Genomic DNA, 19,739 nt, shown 5'->3' on the forward strand with positions numbered 1-19,739 from the left:
ATTATTTTTTGTCTATTTTTTCTTGAAATGCAAAATAGGCACGTTGGGACGCTTTTTCTTCAGCTTTCTTTTTGGAAGTGGCTCTGGCTTTGGCAATTACTTTTTCGTCAATGCTCAGCTTAACACCAAAGAGTCTTTCGCCATCAATGCCGTTATCTTCAAAAATATCGTAATGAAATTGTCTTTTCTCTTTTTGGCACCATTCAATGACCAAACTTTTGTAGCTGATTACTTTGCCTTCTAATCGGGCAATATCTACATACGGAATAATGACTCTTTTTTGAATGAATTTTTCGCAAAATTCGTAGCCTTTATCCAAATAAATTGCGCCTACTAAGGACTCGAAAATGTTCCCGTGAATATTATCCCCAAAATGCTGAACAGGCACTTTACTTTCTACAAATTGCACTAGATTTAAGTCTTTTCCTAATTCGTTTAAATGTTCTCTACTGACAATTTTGGAACGCATTTTAGTTAAATATCCTTCGTCGCCCGTAGGGGCTTCGTTGAAAAGATGAGCAGCAATTACAGCGCTTAGCATGGCATCGCCAAGAAATTCTAAACGTTCGTAATTAAGAGGATTTCCTACTTCGTCTAAAATGTTAGAAGACCTGTGTGTGAATGCTTTTTTATAAAAATCAATATTTCTAGGTGCAAATCCAAGAATTTTTTCGATAGTACCAAAAAAAATCCCGTCTTCAAGAGAACGGGATTTTGAAAATATTTTTTTAATAATACGCATAGTACTATTTTAGAAGTCTAATTTTTTAACCAATACACAAGCATTGTGACCACCAAAACCAAAAGTATTACTCATCAATACTTTAACATCTCTTTTTTGAGCTACGTTAAAGGTGAAGTTTAATTTTGGATCGATGTTTTCATCGTCTGTAAAATGGTTAATTGTTGGAGGAATAATTCCGTATTTCAAAGAAAGAATAGACGAAATTGTTTCAATTGCTCCAGCGGCGCCTAACAAGTGACCTGTCATTGACTTCGTTGAATTGAGGTTCATCGTGTAAGCGTGATCTCCAAAAACTTGTTCGATTGCTTTAGATTCAGCTAAATCTCCTAAAGGAGTAGAAGTTCCATGCATGTTTACTCCGTCAACATCAGTAGGTTTTAGACCAGCATCTCTCAAACAGTTCAACATTACATTTCTTGCGCCTAATCCTTCTGGATGTGGAGCAGTGATGTGATAGGCATCGGCTGACATTCCGCCTCCACCAATTTCACAATATATTTTTGCGCCACGAGCTACGGCGTGTTCATATTCTTCTAAGATTAATGCTCCAGCTCCTTCTCCAAGTACAAATCCGTCACGGTCTTTGTCCATCGGTCTTGAAGCGGTTTTAGGATCATCATTTCTTGTAGAAAGGGCGTGCATTGCATTAAATCCTCCCATTCCAGCAATTGTTACTGCAGCTTCTGAACCACCAGTAACCATAACATCGGCATGACCTAAACGAATATAATTAAAAGCATCAATAATTGCATTGGTAGATGAAGCACAAGCTGAAACAGTTCCAAAGTTAGGTCCTCTAAAACCGTATTTTATAGAAATGTGTCCGCAAGCAATATCACCAATCATTTTTGGGATGAAAAACGGATTGAATTTTGGTGTTCCATCACCAGCAGCAAAGTTTAACACCTCAATTTGAAATGTTTCTAATCCACCAATTCCGGATCCCCAGATCACTCCAGCACGATCTTTGTCTAATTTTTCTAAATCAAAATTAGCATCATTCATCGCTTCTGTTGAAGAAACTACCGCATATTGTGCATAACGGTCCATTTTTCGAGCTTCTTTACGATCTATAAAATCCTCAACATTGAAATTTTTCAATTCGCAAGCAAATTGTGTTTTGAATTTTGAAGCATCAAAATAAGTGATAGGAGCAGCACCACTAACGCCGTTGATTAGTCCGTCCCAATATTCTTGAATGTTATTTCCAATAGGAGTTAATGCTCCTAAACCTGTAACAACTACGCGACGTAATTCCATAGCTTCTGTATTTTTTATCTTTAAACAAACAAAACCCACGATTTCTTTTTTGTATTATTATTACAAAAGAGCTGTGGGTGCTGAATTATATATGTTTTTTTGATTGAAATTCAATCACTAATTAAATTTAAGAAAAATAATAACACCCGAGTACAAAAAAGTATCGGGTGTTTAAGTATTATTTTTTAGCTTCCTCGATGTAAGAGATTGCTTGACCTACAGTAGCAATGTTTTCTGCTTGATCGTCTGGAATTTGAATATCAAATTCTTTTTCGAATTCCATGATAAGCTCTACAGTGTCTAAGGAGTCAGCTCCTAAATCGTTAGTGAAGCTTGCTTCTGTTACAACTTCGTTTTCGTCAACACCTAATTTGTCTACGATAATCGCTTTTACTCTTGATGCAATGTCTGACATAATCTTTTAATTTTAGAATTTAATTTGTTGGCAAAAATAAAAAACTTTATTTTAAAACAACTATTTAGTTAATAAATGTGCGAACGAAAATATAAAATTTATTTTAACAAAGGTTTAAGAAAGCTATTTTTTTCCGTTTTTTATCCCTTTTTTTGCAGTACAAATAGGTTGAAAACATGATAAAAATTGTAATTTTTGCTTCTGGTTCGGGTACTAATGCCGAAAATATTATTCGTTATTTCAAAGCAACAAAAACAGCTTCGGTAGAAGCAGTGTTTACTAATAAAGCCGATGCTCAAGTGGTTCAACGCGCTGAAAAGTACCAAGTTCCTTCTCAGGTTTTTTCCAAAAACGATTTAGAAACAGGAAAAGTACTACAAGAAATTAATCTAATTCAACCTGACTTAATTGTGTTGGCTGGATTTTTGTTAAAATTTCCAGAAGCGATAGTGGCAGCTTACCCTGATAAAATAATCAATATCCACCCAGCCTTATTGCCAAAATATGGCGGAAAAGGCATGTACGGTATGCATGTGCATCAAGCTGTGGTGGAAAATAAGGAGTCTAAAACAGGTATTACTATTCATTATGTGAATGAAAATTATGATGAAGGAAATATTATTTTTCAGAAAGAAGTGACCGTTTTGGTTAGCGATACTCCTGAAGTGGTAGCGGCTAAAATTCACGAATTGGAACAAGACCATTTTCCAGCTGTAATTGAAAAATTGATAATTAAAGGATAGTTCATAGCAATCTGAATCCTAGTCAATTAATAACCTTATAAACACATAACCTATATACCCTTACTAATGTCCCACCAAGTACATATTTACACTGATGGCGCTGCCAAAGGCAATCCAGGTCCTGGAGGTTACGGTGTGGTGATGGAATGGGTAGGCAATCCTTACAAAAAAGAATTTTACGAAGGATTTCGTCATACTACAAACAATAGAATGGAATTGTTAGCGGTAATTGTAGGTTTAGAGAAACTTAAAAATCCTAATACTAAAGTTCTTGTAGTTTCTGATTCCAAATATGTAGTCGATTCTGTAGAGAAAAAATGGGTTTTTGGTTGGGAGAAAAAAGGGTTTGTGGGTAAAAAAAATCCTGATTTATGGAAACGTTTTTTAATCATCTATAAAAAACATCAAGTCGATTTTAAATGGATTAAAGGCCACAACAATCATCCTCAAAACGAGCGTTGTGACGAATTAGCCGTGATGGCTTCTATGCAAAAACAACTTTCAGTGGATGAATTCTATGAAAAAGAAGACGATAAGTTGTTGTAATTGCCTAATTTAAAGGGGGTAAAATTCTCTTCACTTTGCCTCTCACAACCTTTGCAACTCTAAAACTTATAAACTATCTTTGCCCCTTAATTTCGAAACTAAAATAATGAACAAATTATTGATTGTTGGAACAGTTGCTTTCGACGCTATTGAAACTCCTTTTGGGAAAACAGATAAAATTTTAGGTGGAGCAGGTACTTATATAGGTCTTTCGGCTTCTTTTTTTAATTTGCAATCGGCTATTGTTTCAGTAGTTGGAGACGATTTTCCACAGGAATATTTGGATTTATTGACGGCTAGAAATATTGACATTTCAGGTCTTGAAGTAGTTAAAGGAGGGAAGACGTTTTTTTGGAGTGGTTTGTACCACAACGATTTGAATTCGAGAGATACCTTGGCTACGGAATTAAATGTTTTGGCTGATTTCCAACCTAAAGTCCCTCAAAATTTTAAAGATGCAGAGGTGGTGATGTTAGGAAACTTACACCCATTGGTGCAAAGCAGTGTTTTGGATCAAATGGAAGTAAAACCTAAGTTAGTAGTTTTAGACACCATGAATTTTTGGATGGACTGTGCATTACCGGAATTGTTAGACGTAATGAAACGCATCGATGTGATCACCATTAATGATGAAGAGGCAAGACAATTGTCAGGAGAATATTCATTGGTAAAAGCAGCAGCTAAAATTCATACGATGGGTCCAAAATATGTGGTGATTAAAAAAGGAGAACATGGAGCACTTTTATTCCATAACGGAGAAGTGTTTTTTGCGCCAGCCTTACCTTTAGAAGAAGTTTTTGATCCAACTGGAGCGGGAGATACTTTTGCAGGAGGATTTACAGGATTTATTGCGCAAAGTGAAAATGTATCCTTCGACAATATGAAAAATGCGGTTATCTATGGGTCTAATTTGGCGTCGTTCTGCGTAGAGAAATTTGGAACCGAAAGAATGTTAGCCTTGGATAAAAAAGAAGTAGTGTCTAGATTGCAACAATTCAAAGCTTTGACACAATTTGATATAGAATTAAAATAAGGTATGCCTCGAAATTTCGAGGCATTTTTTATAAAAAAATAACAACACAACCAATTACTACAATACAATGAGCGATGCTTTACAACACGAATGTGGAATAGCCTTAGTGAGGCTTTTAAAACCGCTTGAATTCTATAAAGAAAAATACGGAACCGCTTTTTACGGGATACAAAAAATGTACCTGTTGATGGAAAAGCAACACAACCGTGGTCAAGATGGAGCAGGGTTTGCAAGTATCAAATTAGATGTTGAACCAGGCGAAAGATACATCAGTCGTGTGCGTTCTAACGCTGCACAACCTATTCAAGATGTGTTTGCTCAAATTAATGAAAGAATCAATTCAGAGATGGCTTCACATCCTGAATATGCCAATAATGTGGCGCTTCAAAAAGCCAATATTCCGTATTTAGGAGAGGTGTTTTTAGGACACGTTCGTTACGGAACTTTTGGAAAAAATAGTATCGAAAGTGTTCACCCATTTTTACGTCAAAACAACTGGATGCACAGAAACTTAATTTTGGCAGGTAACTTTAACATGACCAATGTTAAAGAATTGTTCCAAAGTTTGGTGGAGTTGGGGCAACACCCAAAAGAAATGGCAGATACGGTTACCGTGATGGAAAAAATCGGACATTTCTTAGACGATGCTGTAACCGATTTGTACCAAGAATGTAAAAATGCCGGTTTAAACAAAAGAGAGGCTTCACCAGTGATTGCCGAAAAATTAGATGTGGCTAGAATATTAACGCGTGCTTCTAAAAATTTAGATGGAGGTTATGCTATGGCAGGTCTTTTAGGACATGGAGATGCTTTTGTATTTAGAGATCCAGCAGGAATTCGTCCAGCGTATTATTACCAAGATGATGAAGTGGTGGTAGTCGCTTCAGAACGTCCAGTAATTCAAACAGTATTCAATGTTCCTTTTGAAAGTGTTCAAGAAATTGAACCAGGAAATGCTTTGATTATCAAGAAAAACGGAACGATTTCGTTAAATCAAATCTTAGCGCCAACAGTAAAAAAAGCGTGTTCGTTTGAACGTATCTATTTTTCAAGAGGGAGTGATGCTGAAATTTATCAAGAAAGAAAAAATTTAGGAAAATTAATCTTGCCTTCGGTATTAAAAGCGATTGATCAAGATACAGACAATACGGTGTTTTCGTATATTCCAAATACGGCGGAAACATCATTCTACGGATTAGTAGAAGCGGCTCAAGATTTCTTGAACCAAAGAAAAAATGATTACATCTTAAAGAATAGAAATACCTTAACGGAGCAAACTTTACAAGAACTCTTGAAAGTTAAAATTCGTACTGAGAAGGTAGCAATCAAAGACGCTAAATTAAGAACGTTTATCACTGAGGATAGTAGTCGTGACGACTTGGTAGCTCACGTCTATGATGTGACTTACGGAGTGATAAAACCAACGGATAATTTGGTCATTATTGACGATAGTATTGTGAGAGGGACTACTTTGAAAATGAGTATCATTAAGATGATGGATCGTTTGAAACCTAAACGTATCGTCATTGTCTCTTCCGCACCACAAATTCGTTATCCAGATTGTTATGGAATAGACATGGCAAAACTAGAAGGCTTAGTGGCTTTTAGAGCTGCTTTAGAATTATTAAAAGAGCGCAATTTATATCCTATTGTTGATGAGGTGTATGCCAAATGTAAAGCGCAAGAAAACTTTAAAGATGCTGAAGTAGTGAATTATGTTACGGCTATTTATGCGCCATTTACTCCAGAGGAAATTTCTGCTAAAATTGCTGAAATGTTGAGCTCTCCTGAAATTAATGCCGAGGTGAAAATTATTTTCCAAACGGTAGAAGATTTACACATAGCGTGTCCGAAAAATTTAGGAGATTGGTATTTTACAGGTGATTATCCAACACCAGGAGGTAACCGAGTAGTCAATCGTGCTTTTATGAATTTCTACGAAGGGAAAGACGCTAGAGCGTATTAAAAATAAAAAAAGCCCTTTTATCGAATATTTAGGTTGTTTATCTAATTAAATTGATTTACGGGTATTGCAGGTATACATTTACACTACCATTTACATTAGTAGGTTGAGTTTATGGTAGATTTGGGGCAAAAGAGGAGGAAGCAATTCCTCCTCTTTTATTTTAAAAAGATTGGAAAAATGAAGACATAAAAAAGCCGCTGAGATTATCAGCGGCTTTTAAATTGTATTCAAAGACTATTTGTCTAAAACAAAACGTCTTGTTACTTCTGTCCAATTAATTACATTGAAGAACGCTTCGATATAATCAGGTCTTCTGTTTTGATAATGCAAGTAGTAAGCGTGTTCCCAAACATCCATTCCAAGGATTGGAGTTCCTCCACAACCAACTTCTGGCATTAATGGATTGTCTTGATTTGGTGTTCCACAAATATCTAATTTACCTCCTTTGTGTACACACAACCAAGCCCAACCTGAACCAAATTGAGTAGCCCCAGCTTTAGCAAATTTTGCTCTAAACTCTTCAAAAGTTCCAAAAGAAGCTTCAATTGCTTCCAATAATTCACCTGTTGGCAAGCCTCCTCCATTTGGAGACATTACGGACCAAAATAAATTATGGTTGTAAAAACCACCTCCGTTGTTACGAACAGCAGCATTGGTTTTGTCTAAATTGATTAAGATATTCTCAATAGTCTTTCCTTCTAAATCAGTTCCTGCAATAGCAGCATTTAAGTTAGTAGTATAAGCATTATGGTGTTTTGTATGGTGAATTTCCATAGTGCGTGCATCAATGTGCGGTTCTAACGCATCGTAAGCGTAAGGTAATGGTGCTAATTCAAAAGCCATGGTATATTTATTTAAGTGAATATTAAAAAGTGACTTCAAAATTAGGCATTTAACTTCAAATAGAAAACGCAATTGTGTTATAATTTTATTAAAAGGTTACTTAGTATTTTGCTTTAGTCTTAAATCTGAATGTTTATTTCTACTCTTTAGTAGTATTTGCTCAACTTGATTTCGTTTGAAAATCAAGTTTTATTTAATTTTTGCAATGCCTTTGTATTCTTTTATTTCAGTAAAGAGTGTTAAACCAAGTAATTTCCATTCTACCTCACCATTGACTGAGTATTCAAACTTATTTTTAGTATTCGTTTGGGTCACAATAATTGATTTTGGGATCCATAAAGTACCACATGTAATCCCTGATGTTGAAGAATAGGCGCTAACTGGGAAATACTTGCTCTCTCCTTTTTTGTCTTTACTGTAAGATATCCCTAAGTTATATTCGGCGATTAAAGTTTTTTCCAAAACAACATCTACCAGATCGGTTCCAATTTTATTTAAACTGTTCTCTGGAGAAAATTTCCATGTTTTTATTTGGTTTGAATTAGGTTCTTTATTGTAGTCGTTGCTGCTTGAATTCCCTGAAAATGATAAAATACCAAAAACAAAAACGACGGCAGGAAATAATCCAAGTTCTTCTTGAATTAGTTTCGTGGCTTTAAAACAAATTGTAATAAAAAAAAACAAATAGTACAAAATTGAAAATGCCCCATATTAAGTAGACCATAACGATTTTATTTTAGTAGTTTTAAAGTGTATTGATCATTTATTATTTTTGAGGATCAAAGATTTTTAATAACATTAAGCCAAAATTTGGATCAATAATATTGAATTGATCTGATTTTATATTTATAATACCCATTTCCGTTTCAAGCTTATGGGTACTTTCTATAAGGCCAATCCCAGTAAAACTAAAAAATGTAGCAATTTTATCTTCTTCTCCATTGATCCAATACGTTTTGCCCGTCCTACCTCCTCCTTTATTTATTTTTAATTGTTCGCCTATTTTTAAATTAAATTCTTTAAATTTTCCACTTTCAATTTCATGTTCTTCTCTGTTTATTTTAAAATTTTGAGTGTTTTTTGCACGAATATTCTGATCGCCAAAAATATAAATTTTGTTTTTTGGGATGTTTTTATAATTGTTTTCAAAAACACTGTCTTCACAGAAATAAGTCGACACAATTAATTCTGCGTTTTCATCCCCTACCTTGGTAAACTTTTCTAATTTAAACGAATTACTTCCTATTTTTTGAACTTCATTTTTAATTGTTTGAAATAATAAAAAAACATCATTTATATTTCCAGTTGCTTTAACTTTTGCAACTAATTTCGAGTTGGTTAAGTCCGTTTCCGGACAAAGGAATACAAACAATTTTTCCTTGGTATTTTCTAGAGTATCATAACGTTCTAAAAATTCAATTTTTTGAGAATAAGTAATATTCACAACAATTATCATTAAGACAACAATTATTTTTTTCATGTTTTTTAATAAAAAGATTATAAATTATCGAGTTGAGATTTTTTTTTTTGATTTAAATCAATTTAATTATAAATTGCTTTCATGTTCTGAAACAACATAAAACCCTTGTCTTGTTTCAAACTGTAAGTGCGATTTTTCCAAATACCTTTTGAAGTACGATTAAGAATAACGCTATTTTTTTCTTCTTTCAAGAAAATTTCAGCTTTGGACTGGTCTTTGTTAAAAAGGATTGCGGCGGTATAATTACCTTTGGTCGCCATTTCTTTCAATTGGATTTTTTGTTCAAACGTGCGTATGCACTCTTTTTTCAGTTGAGAGTAGGTGTAACCTGCTGAACCTATGCAACCATGCGAATCTCTGTCGGCTCCTGCTTTTGGTTGTGTTTGTTGGGCAAAAATAACTGAGGTTCCAGCTATAAATAGGGTAATTAAAAGGGTTTTAATTTTCATTGTGATTTGGGTCTTAATTTGGGTTTAATAAATCAAATATAAATTTATTTTTTAAGATTCTGCCATTGCCATACAAACAATACTGATTTTGGCACCAGGAATTTTTAATAAAGCTTTGGCGCAAACTTCTAATGTAGCCCCAGTAGTTATAACGTCATCAATCAAAAGAAAATGTTGATTATGGTCACTTTCAGAGAAAGAAACATCAAAAACGGAATCAATTCCTTCGCTTCTACCTAAACGATTTTTTTGAGATTGCGTTTTGGAATACACTTGGCGAAACAAAATGGTAGTAATGAACGGAATTTGTAAAGTTTCAGCTAATGCATTTCCAAATTCAGTTACTTGATTGTAGCCTCTTTCGCGTAATTTTTTTGGATGCAAAGGCACAGGAATAATGGTGTCAACGGTTTTAAGGATGGGGTTGTTTTTCAATTCTTCGGCATACCATTTGCCTAGAACAGTGCCAATTCTTTCTTGTCCTCGGTATTTTAAACTATGAATCAATTCTTGTACAATTCCTTTTTTATGAAAATAGAGTAAAGCCGAAACCTGTTCGACAGGGATTCGACCATAAAATTTCTTAAAAGCTTCGTTTTCTGGATTCAAATGGTGTTGTGTAAGCGGAATCTCGTGTCGGCATGCGGTGCAAATCACATTTTCATTACCCATTAAAACGGTTTTGCAACCCGCGCAAACAGGCGGGAAAAATAAATGGAGGAGACTTTGGAACATACGATTTGGGTTAGGAAACATAAAAATAAAAAAAATAGAACTTTCAGCAAAACTTTATAAATACAGATTGCCAAACATTTAACCATTAAGGAATTAAGAAAATAAAGAAAAATTCTTAATGTATCTTAATTTCTTAATGGTTTAAGCGAAATAATATTTCTGTTTTATATTGTCATAATAGAATAAAATTAATCTTTTATTCTGTCGCAAAAACAGTAGTAGCTTTTAGTGCATATAAAATTCTCTTGAGAACCTTTTTTTTAAGGACACTTTTTATATTTTTGCACTACTATGGCAAAACAAGAAGATTTATTTAAGAATGTCGTTTCGCATGCAAAAGAGTACGGATTTATTTTCCCGTCAAGCGAAATATACGATGGATTGAGTGCGGTTTACGATTATGCACAAAACGGAGTTGAATTAAAGAAAAATATTCGCGAATATTGGTGGAAATCAATGGTGCAAATGAACGAGAATATCGTTGGTTTGGACGCGGCAATTTTGATGCACCCAACTACTTGGAAAGCATCAGGTCACGTCGATGCATTTAATGATCCATTGATTGATAACAAAGATTCGAAAAGAAGATATAGAGCCGATGTTTTGATTGAAGATTATGCCGAAAAGCTAAATCAAAAAGCAATCAAAGAAATCGAGAAAGCGCGCGCGCGTTATGGAGAGGCGTTTAACGAACAAGAGTTTGTAACCACCAACGCTCGTGTGATGGAATACAAAGCTAAGGAAAGAGAAATTCTAGAAAGAATGGCCCGTTCTTTAGGCAATGAAGATTTAGAGGATGTTAAAGCCTTAATCGAAGAGTTAGAAATTGCGTGTCCAGAATCAGGTTCAAGAAATTGGACTGAGGTTCGTCAATTCAATTTGATGTTTGGAACTAAATTAGGTGCTTCTGCTGATTCGGCTATGGACTTGTATTTGCGTCCAGAAACAGCTCAAGGAATTTTTGTTAATTTCTTAAACGTTCAAAAATCAGGACGAATGAAAGTGCCTTTTGGAATTGCCCAAACAGGAAAAGCTTTTAGAAACGAGATTGTAGCAAGACAATTTATCTTCCGTATGCGTGAATTCGAACAAATGGAAATGCAATTTTTTGTACGTCCAGGCGAAGAAATGCAATGGTACGAACATTGGAAAGCGACTCGTTTGAAATGGCATTTGTCTTTAGGGTTAGGAAAAGAAAGATACCGTTTTCACGATCACGAAAAATTAGCACATTACGCTAATGCAGCTGCCGATATCGAATTTGACTTCCCTTTTGGATTCAAAGAATTGGAAGGAATTCACTCTCGTACTGATTTTGATTTGAAAGCACACGAACAATATTCGGGTAGAAAATTACAGTATTTTGATGCCGAACTGAACCAAAATTATGTACCATACGTAGTAGAAACTTCAGTAGGATTGGACAGAATGTTTTTGGCCGTTTTTGCTACTTCATTAAAAGAAGAAACATTAGAAGATGGTTCTACACGAACAGTGTTGAGTTTGCCAGCGGTATTAGCGCCAACGAAAGCAGCTATTTTACCATTGGTTAAAAAAGACGGTTTGCCAGAAATTGCGCACCAAATTATAGCCGATTTGAAATGGGATTTCAATGTGACTTATGATGAAAAAGATGCAGTGGGAAGACGTTATAGAAGACAAGATGCGCTAGGAACTCCTTTCTGTATTACGGTAGATCATCAAACTATAGAAGACCAAACGGTTACTATTCGTCACAGAGATAGTATGAAACAAGACCGAGTTAAAATTACTGATTTGAAATCAATTATTGAAAACGAGGTGTCTATGAAAAATTGGTTGATGAAAATGAACGACTAAGTTTCGAATAGACGAAATACACAATAAAAAAAGTCCCAAATACAATTGAGTTTGGGACTTTTTGATTTATTGAATAAATCGTATATCAAATATTGTATATCGTAAATGTGATTATTCTGCAATTGCATTCCAGCCTCTGGCTTTCAATGGAATTTTGGTGTTGGCTCGGGTAACCAAATGAATGCCTTCGCTTTCTTGGGTCATGTGACCAATGATAGAGAAGTTGGGATTGACTTTTATTTTGTCAAAATCTTCCATTGCAATCGTGAAAAGCAATTCATAATCTTCGCCACCATTAATAGCAACTGTAGTGCTATCGATGTCAAATTCTTCGCAAACATTGATGAATTGAGGATCTAAAGGCAATTTGTCTTCGTATAAATTACATCCTACTTTGGATTGTTTGCACAAATGAATAATTTCAGATGACAATCCATCCGAAATATCAATCATAGAGGTAGGTTTGATTTCTAAAGCGTGCAATAAAGTACGAACGTCTTTTCGGGCTTCTGGCTTTAATTGGCGTTCAATTAAATAAGTGTAAGCATCCAAATCAGGTTGCGAATTGGGGTTGACCAAAAACACTTGTTTTTCTCTTTCTAAGACTTGTAATCCCATATAAGCAGCGCCAATATCGCCTGTTACCACTAACAAATCAGTAGATTTAGCTCCGTTTCTATACGTCAATTCGGCTTCGTCAGCTTCGCCAATGGCAGTAATCGAAATGATTAATCCTTTTTGAGATGAAGTGGTGTCTCCGCCAATAACATCTACTTTGTATTCATTGGCAGCCAAGGTAATTCCTTCGAATAATTCTTCTAAGGCTTCGAGTGGAAAACGATTGGAAACAGCGATTGAAACCGTAATTTGTGTGGCTTTGGCATTCATGGCACAGATGTCAGATACATTAGTAACCACTGCTTTGTAGCCCAAATGTTTCAAAGGCATATAGGCCAAATCAAAATGAACACCTTCCACTAGCATATCGGTTGAAACCACTACTTTTTTGTCTTTAAAATCCAATACTGCCGCATCGTCTCCTATTCCTTTTAAGGTAGAAGGTTGTGTGATAGCAAAGTTTTTGGTCAAGTGATCAATCAATCCGAATTCGCCTAATTGCGAAATACTAGTTCGTTGTGGGTTTTTATCTTCAATCATAGTTGAGTAACAAAGTTTAGAGGGCAAAGATACAAAGTTTTTGTGCGGATATTTGCCGATTTTTTCGCATCTTTATAGGTATAAAATTCGCTCAAAATGGAAAAATTCAATATTGTTACGCTTACAGTGAATCCTGCTTTAGACAAAAGTGCGCATTTCAGAGGTTTAGTCCCTGAACAAAAAATACGTTGTGAAAACCCACAATTTGATGCTGGTGGTGGCGGAATTAATGTCTCTAAAGCTATTGCGCGTTTGGAAGGAAAATCGAAAGCTATTTTTACTTCGGGAGGAGCCACAGGCGAAATGATTAACACGTTGATGGCGAATGAAAATATAGTTTGTCAAACCATTCCAATTCAGAACTGGACCCGTGAAAGCTTCGTTGCCGTTGATGATAATACCAATTTGCAATACCGATTTGGGTTCAAAGGAGCTGCCATTAGTTCGGCCGAAAAAGAAAGTATTCTTGAGGTGGTTCGTCAATTGAATTGCGACTATTTAGTAGTAAGCGGGAGTTTGAACGAAGGGTTACCCGCTGATTTTTACCAACAAATTGCTCAAATTGCTAAGCAATCCAATATCAAATTAATAGTAGATGCTTATGGTGATGCACTGAAAAATGTACTAGATGAAGGCGTGTACCTTATTAAACCTAATGTGGGCGAGTTAGCCAAATTAATTGGGGTAGAACGTCTCGAAATGGAAGAAGTCCATCAAGCTGCCCAACAAATTATTACTAAAGGCGGTGCTGAATTGGTTGCGGTTTCTTTAGGACCACAAGGAGCGGTTTTAGTCACCAAAGACAGCTATGATTTTGTTCCTGCTCCGAACGTAGTAAAACGAAGTACAGTGGGTGCTGGTGATAGTATGGTGGGCGGAATGCTTTGGGCGCTTTCGCAAAATAAAACCCTGAAGGAAGTCATCCGTTGGGGAGTAGCTTGTGGCTCGGCGGCAACGATGAATGAAGGGACAAAATTATTTCAAATACAGGATGCAAAACGCTTGTTTGAATGGTTGCGGGATAAATAAAAAACCCAACAACTTTTGTTGTTGGGTTTTAACTTCGTACTTCGTATATCGTACCTAATAATTTCTAGTCATTCAATTTCAATACCGCCATAAAGGCTTCTTGCGGAATTTCTACGTTTCCTACTTGACGCATACGCTTCTTTCCTTTTTTCTGTTTTTCCAATAATTTACGTTTACGAGAAATATCCCCTCCGTAACATTTGGCCGTAACATCTTTACGTAAGGCTTTTATGGTTTCACGAGCAATAATTTTTGCTCCGATTGCTGCTTGAATCGGAATGTCAAACTGCTGTCTCGGAATCAATTCGCGTAATTTTTCGGTCATTTTTTTACCAATATTGTACGCATTATCTTCGTGAATTAATGCCGACAGGGCATCTACGGTTTGCGCATTCAAAAGCACGTCTAATTTTACTAATTTAGAAGTTCGCATTCCAATAGGCGAATAGTCAAACGACGCATATCCTTTAGAAACGGTTTTTAAACGGTCATAAAAATCAAATACGATTTCGGCTAATGGCATGTCAAAATTCAACTCCACTCGTTCGGTAGTCAAATACGTTTGATTGGTAATCAATCCGCGTTTTTCAATACATAAACTCATTACGTTTCCAACGAAATCGGCTTTAGTAATGATGGTTGCTTTGATATAGGGTTCTTCTACTCGGTCTAATTTAGACGGCTCAGGCAAGTCAGAAGGATTGTTCACAATTAGCGGTGTTTCAGGCTCTTTTTTGGTGTAAGCCAAATACGAAACGTTAGGGACTGTGGTAATAACCGTCATGTCAAACTCACGTTCTAAACGCTCTTGGATAATCTCCATGTGTAACATTCCTAAGAATCCACAACGGAAACCAAATCCTAAAGCCGCTGAACTCTCGGCTTGAAAAACCAAGGAAGCATCGTTCAATTGTAGTTTTTCCATTGAAGAACGCAAATCTTCGTAATCTTCCGTGTCAACAGGATAAATTCCAGCAAAAACCATTGGTTTTACATCCTCAAATCCTGTAATCATATTTTGAGTAGGCTCTTTGGCATCAGTCAAAGTATCACCCACTTTTACTTCTTTGGCTTCTTTAATTCCTGAGATCAAATACCCCACATCTCCTGCTGAAATCACTTGTTTTGGCACCTGATTTAATTTCAAAGTTCCAATCTCATCAGCAAAATATTCACTGCCTGTAGCCATGAATTTGATTTTTTGCCCTTTTTTGATTTCGCCATTAATCACACGAAAAATAACTTCAATCCCTCTAAAAGGATTGTAAACCGAGTCAAAAATCAAGGCCTGTAACGGCTCGTCTTTGTTCCCTTTTGGCGCAGGAATTTTTTCGATAATAGCAGCCAAAATATTTTCGACCCCAAAACCTGTTTTTCCCGAAGCATGAATAATATCCTCCAGTTTGCAGCCTAATAAATCAATAATATCGTCGCTCACCTCTTCAGGGTTAGCACTTGGTAAATCTACTTTGTTTAAAACAGGAATAATTTCCAAGTCGTTTTCCAAAGCCAAATATAAATTAGAAATCGTCTGAGCTTGAATGCTTTGTGCGGCATCCACAATCAGCAAAGCGCCTTCGCAAGCTGCAATAGAACGAGAAACCTCGTAACTAAAATCCACGTGTCCCGGAGTGTCAATCAAGTTCAAGATGTACTCTTCACCCTTGTAGGTGTATTCCATCTGAATAGCGTGACTTTTAATCGTAATTCCACGTTCACGCTCCAAGTCCATATTGTCAAGCAGTTGGGCTTTTTCTTCGCGCGCGGTTACGGTTTGAGTTGCCCCAAGCAATCGGTCAGCCAGTGTACTTTTTCCGTGGTCAATGTGTGCAATAATGCAAAAATTACGTATATGTTTCATTATTCAATTTCAATATCAAGTTCAGAATTTCAATAGCAATTAGGGATCGCTACTAGTCTGCAAATATAGAGTAAAACTTTGATAGTTTTCTTGTTATTAATGTGGTTAATCAAAATATAGAATTAGACAAAATGGGGTAATAAATTACTGTTCTATCAATTTCCCATTACCTGATTTTCTAGAATTGGAATCAAATTTTGCCGAACCTTTATTGATTATATCTCCATTTCCAGATAGTTTACCAGTTAACTCTTTGGATACATTTACAACAACATTTCCATTCCCCGTACTTTTTACCTTAGCTTTTTTTACTAAGAGTTTTTCTGAAATGACATCGCCATTTCCAGTTTTTTTAATATCAAGTTGATCTGTACTTCCACTTAATATAACGTTGCCATTTCCGGTATTTTCCAATCTGAAATATCGTCCAATAATATTGTTTATGATAACATCGCTATTTCCAGTATTTTTAATTACGCTTGCTTCGGGCATGGTAATTTTAATAGTAGTGTTAGTGTTTTCAATATACATTCGATTCTTACGATTGTCTTTAAATTGAATCTTTAATTCATGTTCGGATGGGTTTTCTGTGAATTGTAATAGACTTTCTAAATTGTCATCAATCGTAATTGTAACACTCCACGTTTTTCCAATTTCCACTTCAATGTTTCCGACTACATCTTCAAAATAGACTTTGTCAAAATTTTTGTAATCATAGGTTTTGGTACTGGTTTTTCCAGAACCTTTGAGTTGTGCGTTGGCAAAAGTTGACATTAAAGCCATTATTAAGGTTATGATTAATTTTGTCATACTAATTTATTTTTAATGATTGATATTGATTGATGCATGAAATATTTTAATTATTATAACCCATACCTAAATTTAAATCGCCTTTTACTTTTAGAGTTACCGAAGCATATTCATCTCCCGTATTTTCAATAATCAAAGCAGTATTTTTTTCAGTTTTAACGGTTGCTGTTTCTTGTGGTTTAAGTAAAAAAGGAGAATATGTTCCTCCATCAATTGGTGCTTGGTATACTTTTAATATCGTAACACCTTCATTTTTTAAATAGGTTTTAAAACTACCATGTTTATTGTTTCCCAAAACAAAACTTTCTTTGGGTTTAATCGACGTGTTGGAATTTAGAGAACTGAAAACACCACAAGAAGTAGTGAGTAATAAAGTGCCAAATAATGCAATAACTGTTTTCATAATTTAAATTTTAATGATTAATAACTAAGCAAAATTGCGTAATCAATCTTAATCAAACGCTTCAAATTATGATTTGAGACTAATTAAATAAATTTGCAAAGCATTGTTAATATTGAGATTACAGCGTGTCAATAAATTCTTTAGGGGTTTTTCCAGTATTTTTTTTGAAAGCTCGGTTGAAAGTTGCCTTCGAATTGAAGCCACAATCAAAAGCTATACCCAGAAGGGTTGATTTTTCATGTTCGTTATTGGCAAACATAGTTTTAACAGCCTCAATGCGGTAGTTGTTGATGCAATCGTTAAAATTTATTTGAAACCCTCTATTGATGGTTTTAGAAATTAGAGCAACATTAGTATCGAGTTTTTTGGCTACTTCGGCAATATTTAATTCAGGATTTTTATATAATTCTTCTGATTGAATTAAAGTTTCAATTTTAATTTTCAATTTTTGAATTTCAGGTGAAATATTTTCTTCAAAAATTTCATGATCAATATCAATTACAGCTTCTTCAGTGTTATTGTTTTCGACGTCATTTAATAATAAAATCGGGTTTTTGTTGAATTCCATTTTAAATGGAATACTTGCATTTGCTGGGTTGGAATAACCAACAATTGCGATATAATACATCACTCCCGAAAAAAACAGAAAAAACCACCAACTTCCTTTATAACTGTTCAGTTCGGGAAAAAAATAACTAATGCTATCAAAAAGAATCGGTAATGACAACATGATTAGAAAAGCAAACAAGTAGGTTTTAATCCACTTGAATAAAATGCTGTCGGCATAACTGACCACTTGGTACATTAACTTCTTATAGGAGTTATAATATTTTATCGATAAAATAAAATAAATAATCATAGATACTAATCCTGTTTTTTGGTACCAATTGTCAAAGTCTTTATCCATGCCATTGGTATAAAAATAGTAATCGTGTAAAATGAGTTTATCATAAACTCCCATTGTAGTGATATATAGTAAATAGAGTAGTCCAGGAATTAGATGTAAAGCTTCTTTTTTAGTGAATTTAAAAGACGGATTCAATAAACTTTGCGTATAGAAAAATATAATTGGACCTATAAATAAGAGGTGTTGCAGTGGTAAATAGAATAAAATATCTCGATAAGGTTGATTGTCGTACCAACCTGCAAAACCTAGCATCCAAGGTGCAATATACAAGCTGCATAAGAAAATAAATAAACTCAACCAATAATTGGATTTGTTCTCAGTTCGAATAGCTTTTATTAAAAGTAAAAAGCTGTAAAGTATTCCTTGAGAAAAAGAAATGAGTAGTAGGGAACTATAAAAACCAAAATGGAAAAGCATGTAGAATTTTCTGTAAAAATAATTATTAATTTCAAATGATTGATAGGCTTGAGTTTAAATTTCATAACTGAAAATTCTTAACTATCTTTGCCAAAAAATAGCACTTTGATTAAGATTGGCAACATAGAATTACCTGATTTTCCTTTACTACTTGCGCCCATGGAAGACGTGAGCGATCCGCCGTTTCGTAGGTTGTGTAAAACACACGGAGCCGATATGATGTATTCGGAATTTATTTCTTCGGAAGGGTTGATTCGTGATGCAATTAAGAGTCGTCAAAAACTCGATATTTTTGATTACGAGCGTCCTGTTGGAATTCAAATTTTTGGAGGCGATGAAGAAGCCATGGCGTTGTCGTCTAAAATTGTTTCGACAGTACATCCCGATTTGATTGACATCAACTTTGGTTGTCCCGTCAAAAAAGTAGTGAGCAAAGGAGCCGGAGCTGGTGTGTTAAAAGACGTGGATTTGATGGTGCGTTTGACCAAAGCCGTAATTGATAGTACCGATTTACCTGTAACCGTAAAAACCCGTTTGGGTTGGGACGACAGTTCAATCAATATTGATGAGGTGGCGGAGCGTTTGCAAGATATTGGCGTACAAGCGTTGTCGATTCATGCACGAACACGAGCTCAAATGTATAAAGGCCATTCTGACTGGACCCACATTGCCCGTGTCAAAAACAATCCTAGAATCACCATGCCTATTTTCGGAAATGGAGACATTGATTCGCCAGAAAAGGCCTTGCATTATAAAAACGAATACGGTATTGACGGTATCATGATTGGTCGTGCCGCTATTGGTTATCCTTGGATTTTTAACGAAATCAAACATTACTTTAAAACAGGCGAACATTTGCCAACACCTACCGTTATTGACCGAGTAGAAGCGGCTCGAAATCACTTAATTTGGTCTATGGAATGGAAAGGCGAACGTTTGGGAATTGTAGAAATGCGTCGTCATTATACCAATTATTTCAAAGGCATTCATTCGTTCAAAGATTACAAACAAAAATTAGTAACTACAGATGAGGTGGAAGGTTTGTTTAGCGTGATGAAAGAAATCGAAGAGGTGTATGCAGGTTATGAGTTTGTGTAATT

The 19,739-nt window shown here is 35.2% G+C and carries 20 protein-coding genes; 7 read left to right on the forward strand and 13 right to left on the reverse strand.

All coding sequences use genetic code 11. The features are described 5' to 3' along the window. Window position 1: 1 nt before the first annotated feature. The 3 genes from rnc to RMR09_RS01210 form a co-directional block, all read right to left on the reverse strand. The gene (gene rnc, locus RMR09_RS01200; protein WP_310594013.1) at window positions 2–742 is read right to left on the reverse strand and encodes a ribonuclease III; all 741 of its coding nucleotides are present in this window, start codon (window positions 740–742) and stop codon (window positions 2–4) included. Between the two features lie 9 nt (window positions 743–751). After that, window positions 752–2,005 (reverse strand): beta-ketoacyl-ACP synthase II, encoded by a 1,254-nt coding sequence (gene fabF, locus RMR09_RS01205; RefSeq protein ID WP_310594014.1) that lies wholly within the window; start codon window positions 2,003–2,005, stop codon window positions 752–754. Window positions 2,006–2,183: 178 nt separating this feature from the next. Further along, a complete protein-coding gene (locus tag RMR09_RS01210; RefSeq protein ID WP_007137004.1) occupies window positions 2,184–2,420 on the reverse strand; it encodes an acyl carrier protein in 237 nt (78 codons plus the stop codon). Between the two features lie 176 nt (window positions 2,421–2,596). Here RMR09_RS01210 and RMR09_RS01215 point away from each other — a divergent pair, with 176 nt between their 5' ends. The 4 genes from RMR09_RS01215 (at window position 2,597) to RMR09_RS01230 (ending at window position 6,708) form a co-directional block, all read left to right on the forward strand. Next, window positions 2,597–3,163, forward strand: a complete 567-nt coding sequence (locus RMR09_RS01215) for a phosphoribosylglycinamide formyltransferase (RefSeq protein ID WP_310594015.1) — start codon at window positions 2,597–2,599, stop codon at window positions 3,161–3,163. A 66-nt stretch (window positions 3,164–3,229) separates the two neighbouring features. Further along, the gene (gene rnhA, locus RMR09_RS01220; protein WP_310594016.1) at window positions 3,230–3,709 is read left to right on the forward strand and encodes a ribonuclease HI; all 480 of its coding nucleotides are present in this window, start codon (window positions 3,230–3,232) and stop codon (window positions 3,707–3,709) included. A gap of 106 nt (window positions 3,710–3,815) precedes the next feature. Beyond that, window positions 3,816–4,742, forward strand: a complete 927-nt coding sequence (locus RMR09_RS01225) for a PfkB family carbohydrate kinase (protein ID WP_310594017.1) — start codon at window positions 3,816–3,818, stop codon at window positions 4,740–4,742. Between the two features lie 67 nt (window positions 4,743–4,809). Next, window positions 4,810–6,708, forward strand: a complete 1,899-nt coding sequence (locus RMR09_RS01230) for an amidophosphoribosyltransferase (RefSeq protein WP_310594018.1) — start codon at window positions 4,810–4,812, stop codon at window positions 6,706–6,708. A gap of 234 nt (window positions 6,709–6,942) precedes the next feature. Here the strand turns inward: RMR09_RS01230 and RMR09_RS01235 are convergent, their stop codons facing one another. The 5 genes from RMR09_RS01235 to RMR09_RS01255 form a co-directional block, all read right to left on the reverse strand. Continuing rightward, the gene (locus RMR09_RS01235; RefSeq protein ID WP_310594019.1) at window positions 6,943–7,551 is read right to left on the reverse strand and encodes a superoxide dismutase; all 609 of its coding nucleotides are present in this window, start codon (window positions 7,549–7,551) and stop codon (window positions 6,943–6,945) included. Window positions 7,552–7,740: 189 nt separating this feature from the next. Next, the gene (locus RMR09_RS01240) at window positions 7,741–8,235 is read right to left on the reverse strand and encodes a hypothetical protein (RefSeq protein WP_310594020.1); all 495 of its coding nucleotides are present in this window, start codon (window positions 8,233–8,235) and stop codon (window positions 7,741–7,743) included. 82 nt (window positions 8,236–8,317) lie between these two features. After that, complete coding sequence (locus RMR09_RS01245; protein WP_310594021.1) at window positions 8,318–9,031, reverse strand: hypothetical protein; 714 nt, start codon at window positions 9,029–9,031, stop codon at window positions 8,318–8,320. A gap of 62 nt (window positions 9,032–9,093) precedes the next feature. Further along, complete coding sequence (locus tag RMR09_RS01250; protein ID WP_310594022.1) at window positions 9,094–9,480, reverse strand: hypothetical protein; 387 nt, start codon at window positions 9,478–9,480, stop codon at window positions 9,094–9,096. A gap of 51 nt (window positions 9,481–9,531) precedes the next feature. Further along, window positions 9,532–10,215, reverse strand: coding sequence for a ComF family protein (locus RMR09_RS01255; protein WP_310594023.1), 684 nt, complete (start codon window positions 10,213–10,215; stop codon window positions 9,532–9,534). Between the two features lie 291 nt (window positions 10,216–10,506). Between RMR09_RS01255 and RMR09_RS01260 the strand changes: the two genes are divergently transcribed. Further along, entirely contained in the window at window positions 10,507–12,054 is a 1,548-nt protein-coding gene (locus RMR09_RS01260; RefSeq protein WP_310594024.1) for a glycine--tRNA ligase, read from the forward strand. Window positions 12,055–12,165: 111 nt separating this feature from the next. Here RMR09_RS01260 and thiL read toward each other — a convergent pair whose 3' ends face one another. Beyond that, window positions 12,166–13,212 carry a thiamine-phosphate kinase gene (gene thiL, locus RMR09_RS01265; protein ID WP_310594025.1) on the reverse strand — a complete coding sequence of 349 codons (1,047 nt, stop codon included), beginning with the start codon at window positions 13,210–13,212 and terminating at the stop codon, window positions 12,166–12,168. A gap of 96 nt (window positions 13,213–13,308) precedes the next feature. On the opposite strand from thiL, the gene RMR09_RS01270 reads away from it, so the two are divergent. Beyond that, window positions 13,309–14,241 carry a 1-phosphofructokinase family hexose kinase gene (locus RMR09_RS01270; protein ID WP_310594026.1) on the forward strand — a complete coding sequence of 311 codons (933 nt, stop codon included), beginning with the start codon at window positions 13,309–13,311 and terminating at the stop codon, window positions 14,239–14,241. 64 nt (window positions 14,242–14,305) lie between these two features. Here the strand turns inward: RMR09_RS01270 and lepA are convergent, their stop codons facing one another. From lepA to RMR09_RS01290, 4 genes are all read right to left on the reverse strand, one after another. Further along, window positions 14,306–16,102 (reverse strand): translation elongation factor 4, encoded by a 1,797-nt coding sequence (gene lepA, locus RMR09_RS01275; protein ID WP_310594027.1) that lies wholly within the window; start codon window positions 16,100–16,102, stop codon window positions 14,306–14,308. Between the two features lie 144 nt (window positions 16,103–16,246). Then, complete coding sequence (locus tag RMR09_RS01280; protein ID WP_310594028.1) at window positions 16,247–16,912, reverse strand: GIN domain-containing protein; 666 nt, start codon at window positions 16,910–16,912, stop codon at window positions 16,247–16,249. A gap of 46 nt (window positions 16,913–16,958) precedes the next feature. Beyond that, window positions 16,959–17,315, reverse strand: a complete 357-nt coding sequence (locus RMR09_RS01285) for a hypothetical protein (RefSeq protein ID WP_310594029.1) — start codon at window positions 17,313–17,315, stop codon at window positions 16,959–16,961. Between the two features lie 118 nt (window positions 17,316–17,433). Next, complete coding sequence (locus RMR09_RS01290) at window positions 17,434–18,519, reverse strand: AraC family transcriptional regulator (protein WP_310594030.1); 1,086 nt, start codon at window positions 18,517–18,519, stop codon at window positions 17,434–17,436. A gap of 225 nt (window positions 18,520–18,744) precedes the next feature. On the opposite strand from RMR09_RS01290, the gene dusB reads away from it, so the two are divergent. Continuing rightward, a complete protein-coding gene (gene dusB / locus RMR09_RS01295; protein ID WP_310594031.1) occupies window positions 18,745–19,737 on the forward strand; it encodes a tRNA dihydrouridine synthase DusB in 993 nt (330 codons plus the stop codon). Window positions 19,738–19,739 lie beyond the last annotated feature (2 nt).

This window comes from Flavobacterium sp., from assembly GCF_031537875.1.
GTDB lineage: Bacteria > Bacteroidota > Bacteroidia > Flavobacteriales > Flavobacteriaceae > Flavobacterium.

Bases quoted from the DNA above. Each gene is read 5' to 3' on its own strand.
- RMR09_RS01215 (WP_310594015.1), top strand. From the start codon at position 2,597: ATGATAAAAATTGTAATTTTTGCTTCTGGTTCGGGTACTAATGCCGAA.
- RMR09_RS01270 (WP_310594026.1), top strand. From the start codon at position 13,309: ATGGAAAAATTCAATATTGTTACGCTTACAGTGAATCCTGCTTTAGAC.
- RMR09_RS01285 (WP_310594029.1), bottom strand. From the start codon at position 17,315: ATGAAAACAGTTATTGCATTATTTGGCACTTTATTACTCACTACTTCT.
- thiL (WP_310594025.1), bottom strand. From the start codon at position 13,212: ATGATTGAAGATAAAAACCCACAACGAACTAGTATTTCGCAATTAGGC.
- RMR09_RS01245 (WP_310594021.1), bottom strand. From the start codon at position 9,031: ATGAAAAAAATAATTGTTGTCTTAATGATAATTGTTGTGAATATTACT.
- RMR09_RS01260 (WP_310594024.1), top strand. From the start codon at position 10,507: ATGGCAAAACAAGAAGATTTATTTAAGAATGTCGTTTCGCATGCAAAA.
- RMR09_RS01280 (WP_310594028.1), bottom strand. From the start codon at position 16,912: ATGACAAAATTAATCATAACCTTAATAATGGCTTTAATGTCAACTTTT.
- RMR09_RS01230 (WP_310594018.1), top strand. From the start codon at position 4,810: ATGAGCGATGCTTTACAACACGAATGTGGAATAGCCTTAGTGAGGCTT.
- RMR09_RS01250 (WP_310594022.1), bottom strand. From the start codon at position 9,480: ATGAAAATTAAAACCCTTTTAATTACCCTATTTATAGCTGGAACCTCA.
- lepA (WP_310594027.1), bottom strand. From the start codon at position 16,102: ATGAAACATATACGTAATTTTTGCATTATTGCACACATTGACCACGGA.
- RMR09_RS01255 (WP_310594023.1), bottom strand. From the start codon at position 10,215: ATGTTCCAAAGTCTCCTCCATTTATTTTTCCCGCCTGTTTGCGCGGGT.
- RMR09_RS01210 (WP_007137004.1), bottom strand. From the start codon at position 2,420: ATGTCAGACATTGCATCAAGAGTAAAAGCGATTATCGTAGACAAATTA.
- fabF (WP_310594014.1), bottom strand. From the start codon at position 2,005: ATGGAATTACGTCGCGTAGTTGTTACAGGTTTAGGAGCATTAACTCCT.
- RMR09_RS01235 (WP_310594019.1), bottom strand. From the start codon at position 7,551: ATGGCTTTTGAATTAGCACCATTACCTTACGCTTACGATGCGTTAGAA.
- RMR09_RS01225 (WP_310594017.1), top strand. From the start codon at position 3,816: ATGAACAAATTATTGATTGTTGGAACAGTTGCTTTCGACGCTATTGAA.
- rnc (WP_310594013.1), bottom strand. From the start codon at position 742: ATGCGTATTATTAAAAAAATATTTTCAAAATCCCGTTCTCTTGAAGAC.
- rnhA (WP_310594016.1), top strand. From the start codon at position 3,230: ATGTCCCACCAAGTACATATTTACACTGATGGCGCTGCCAAAGGCAAT.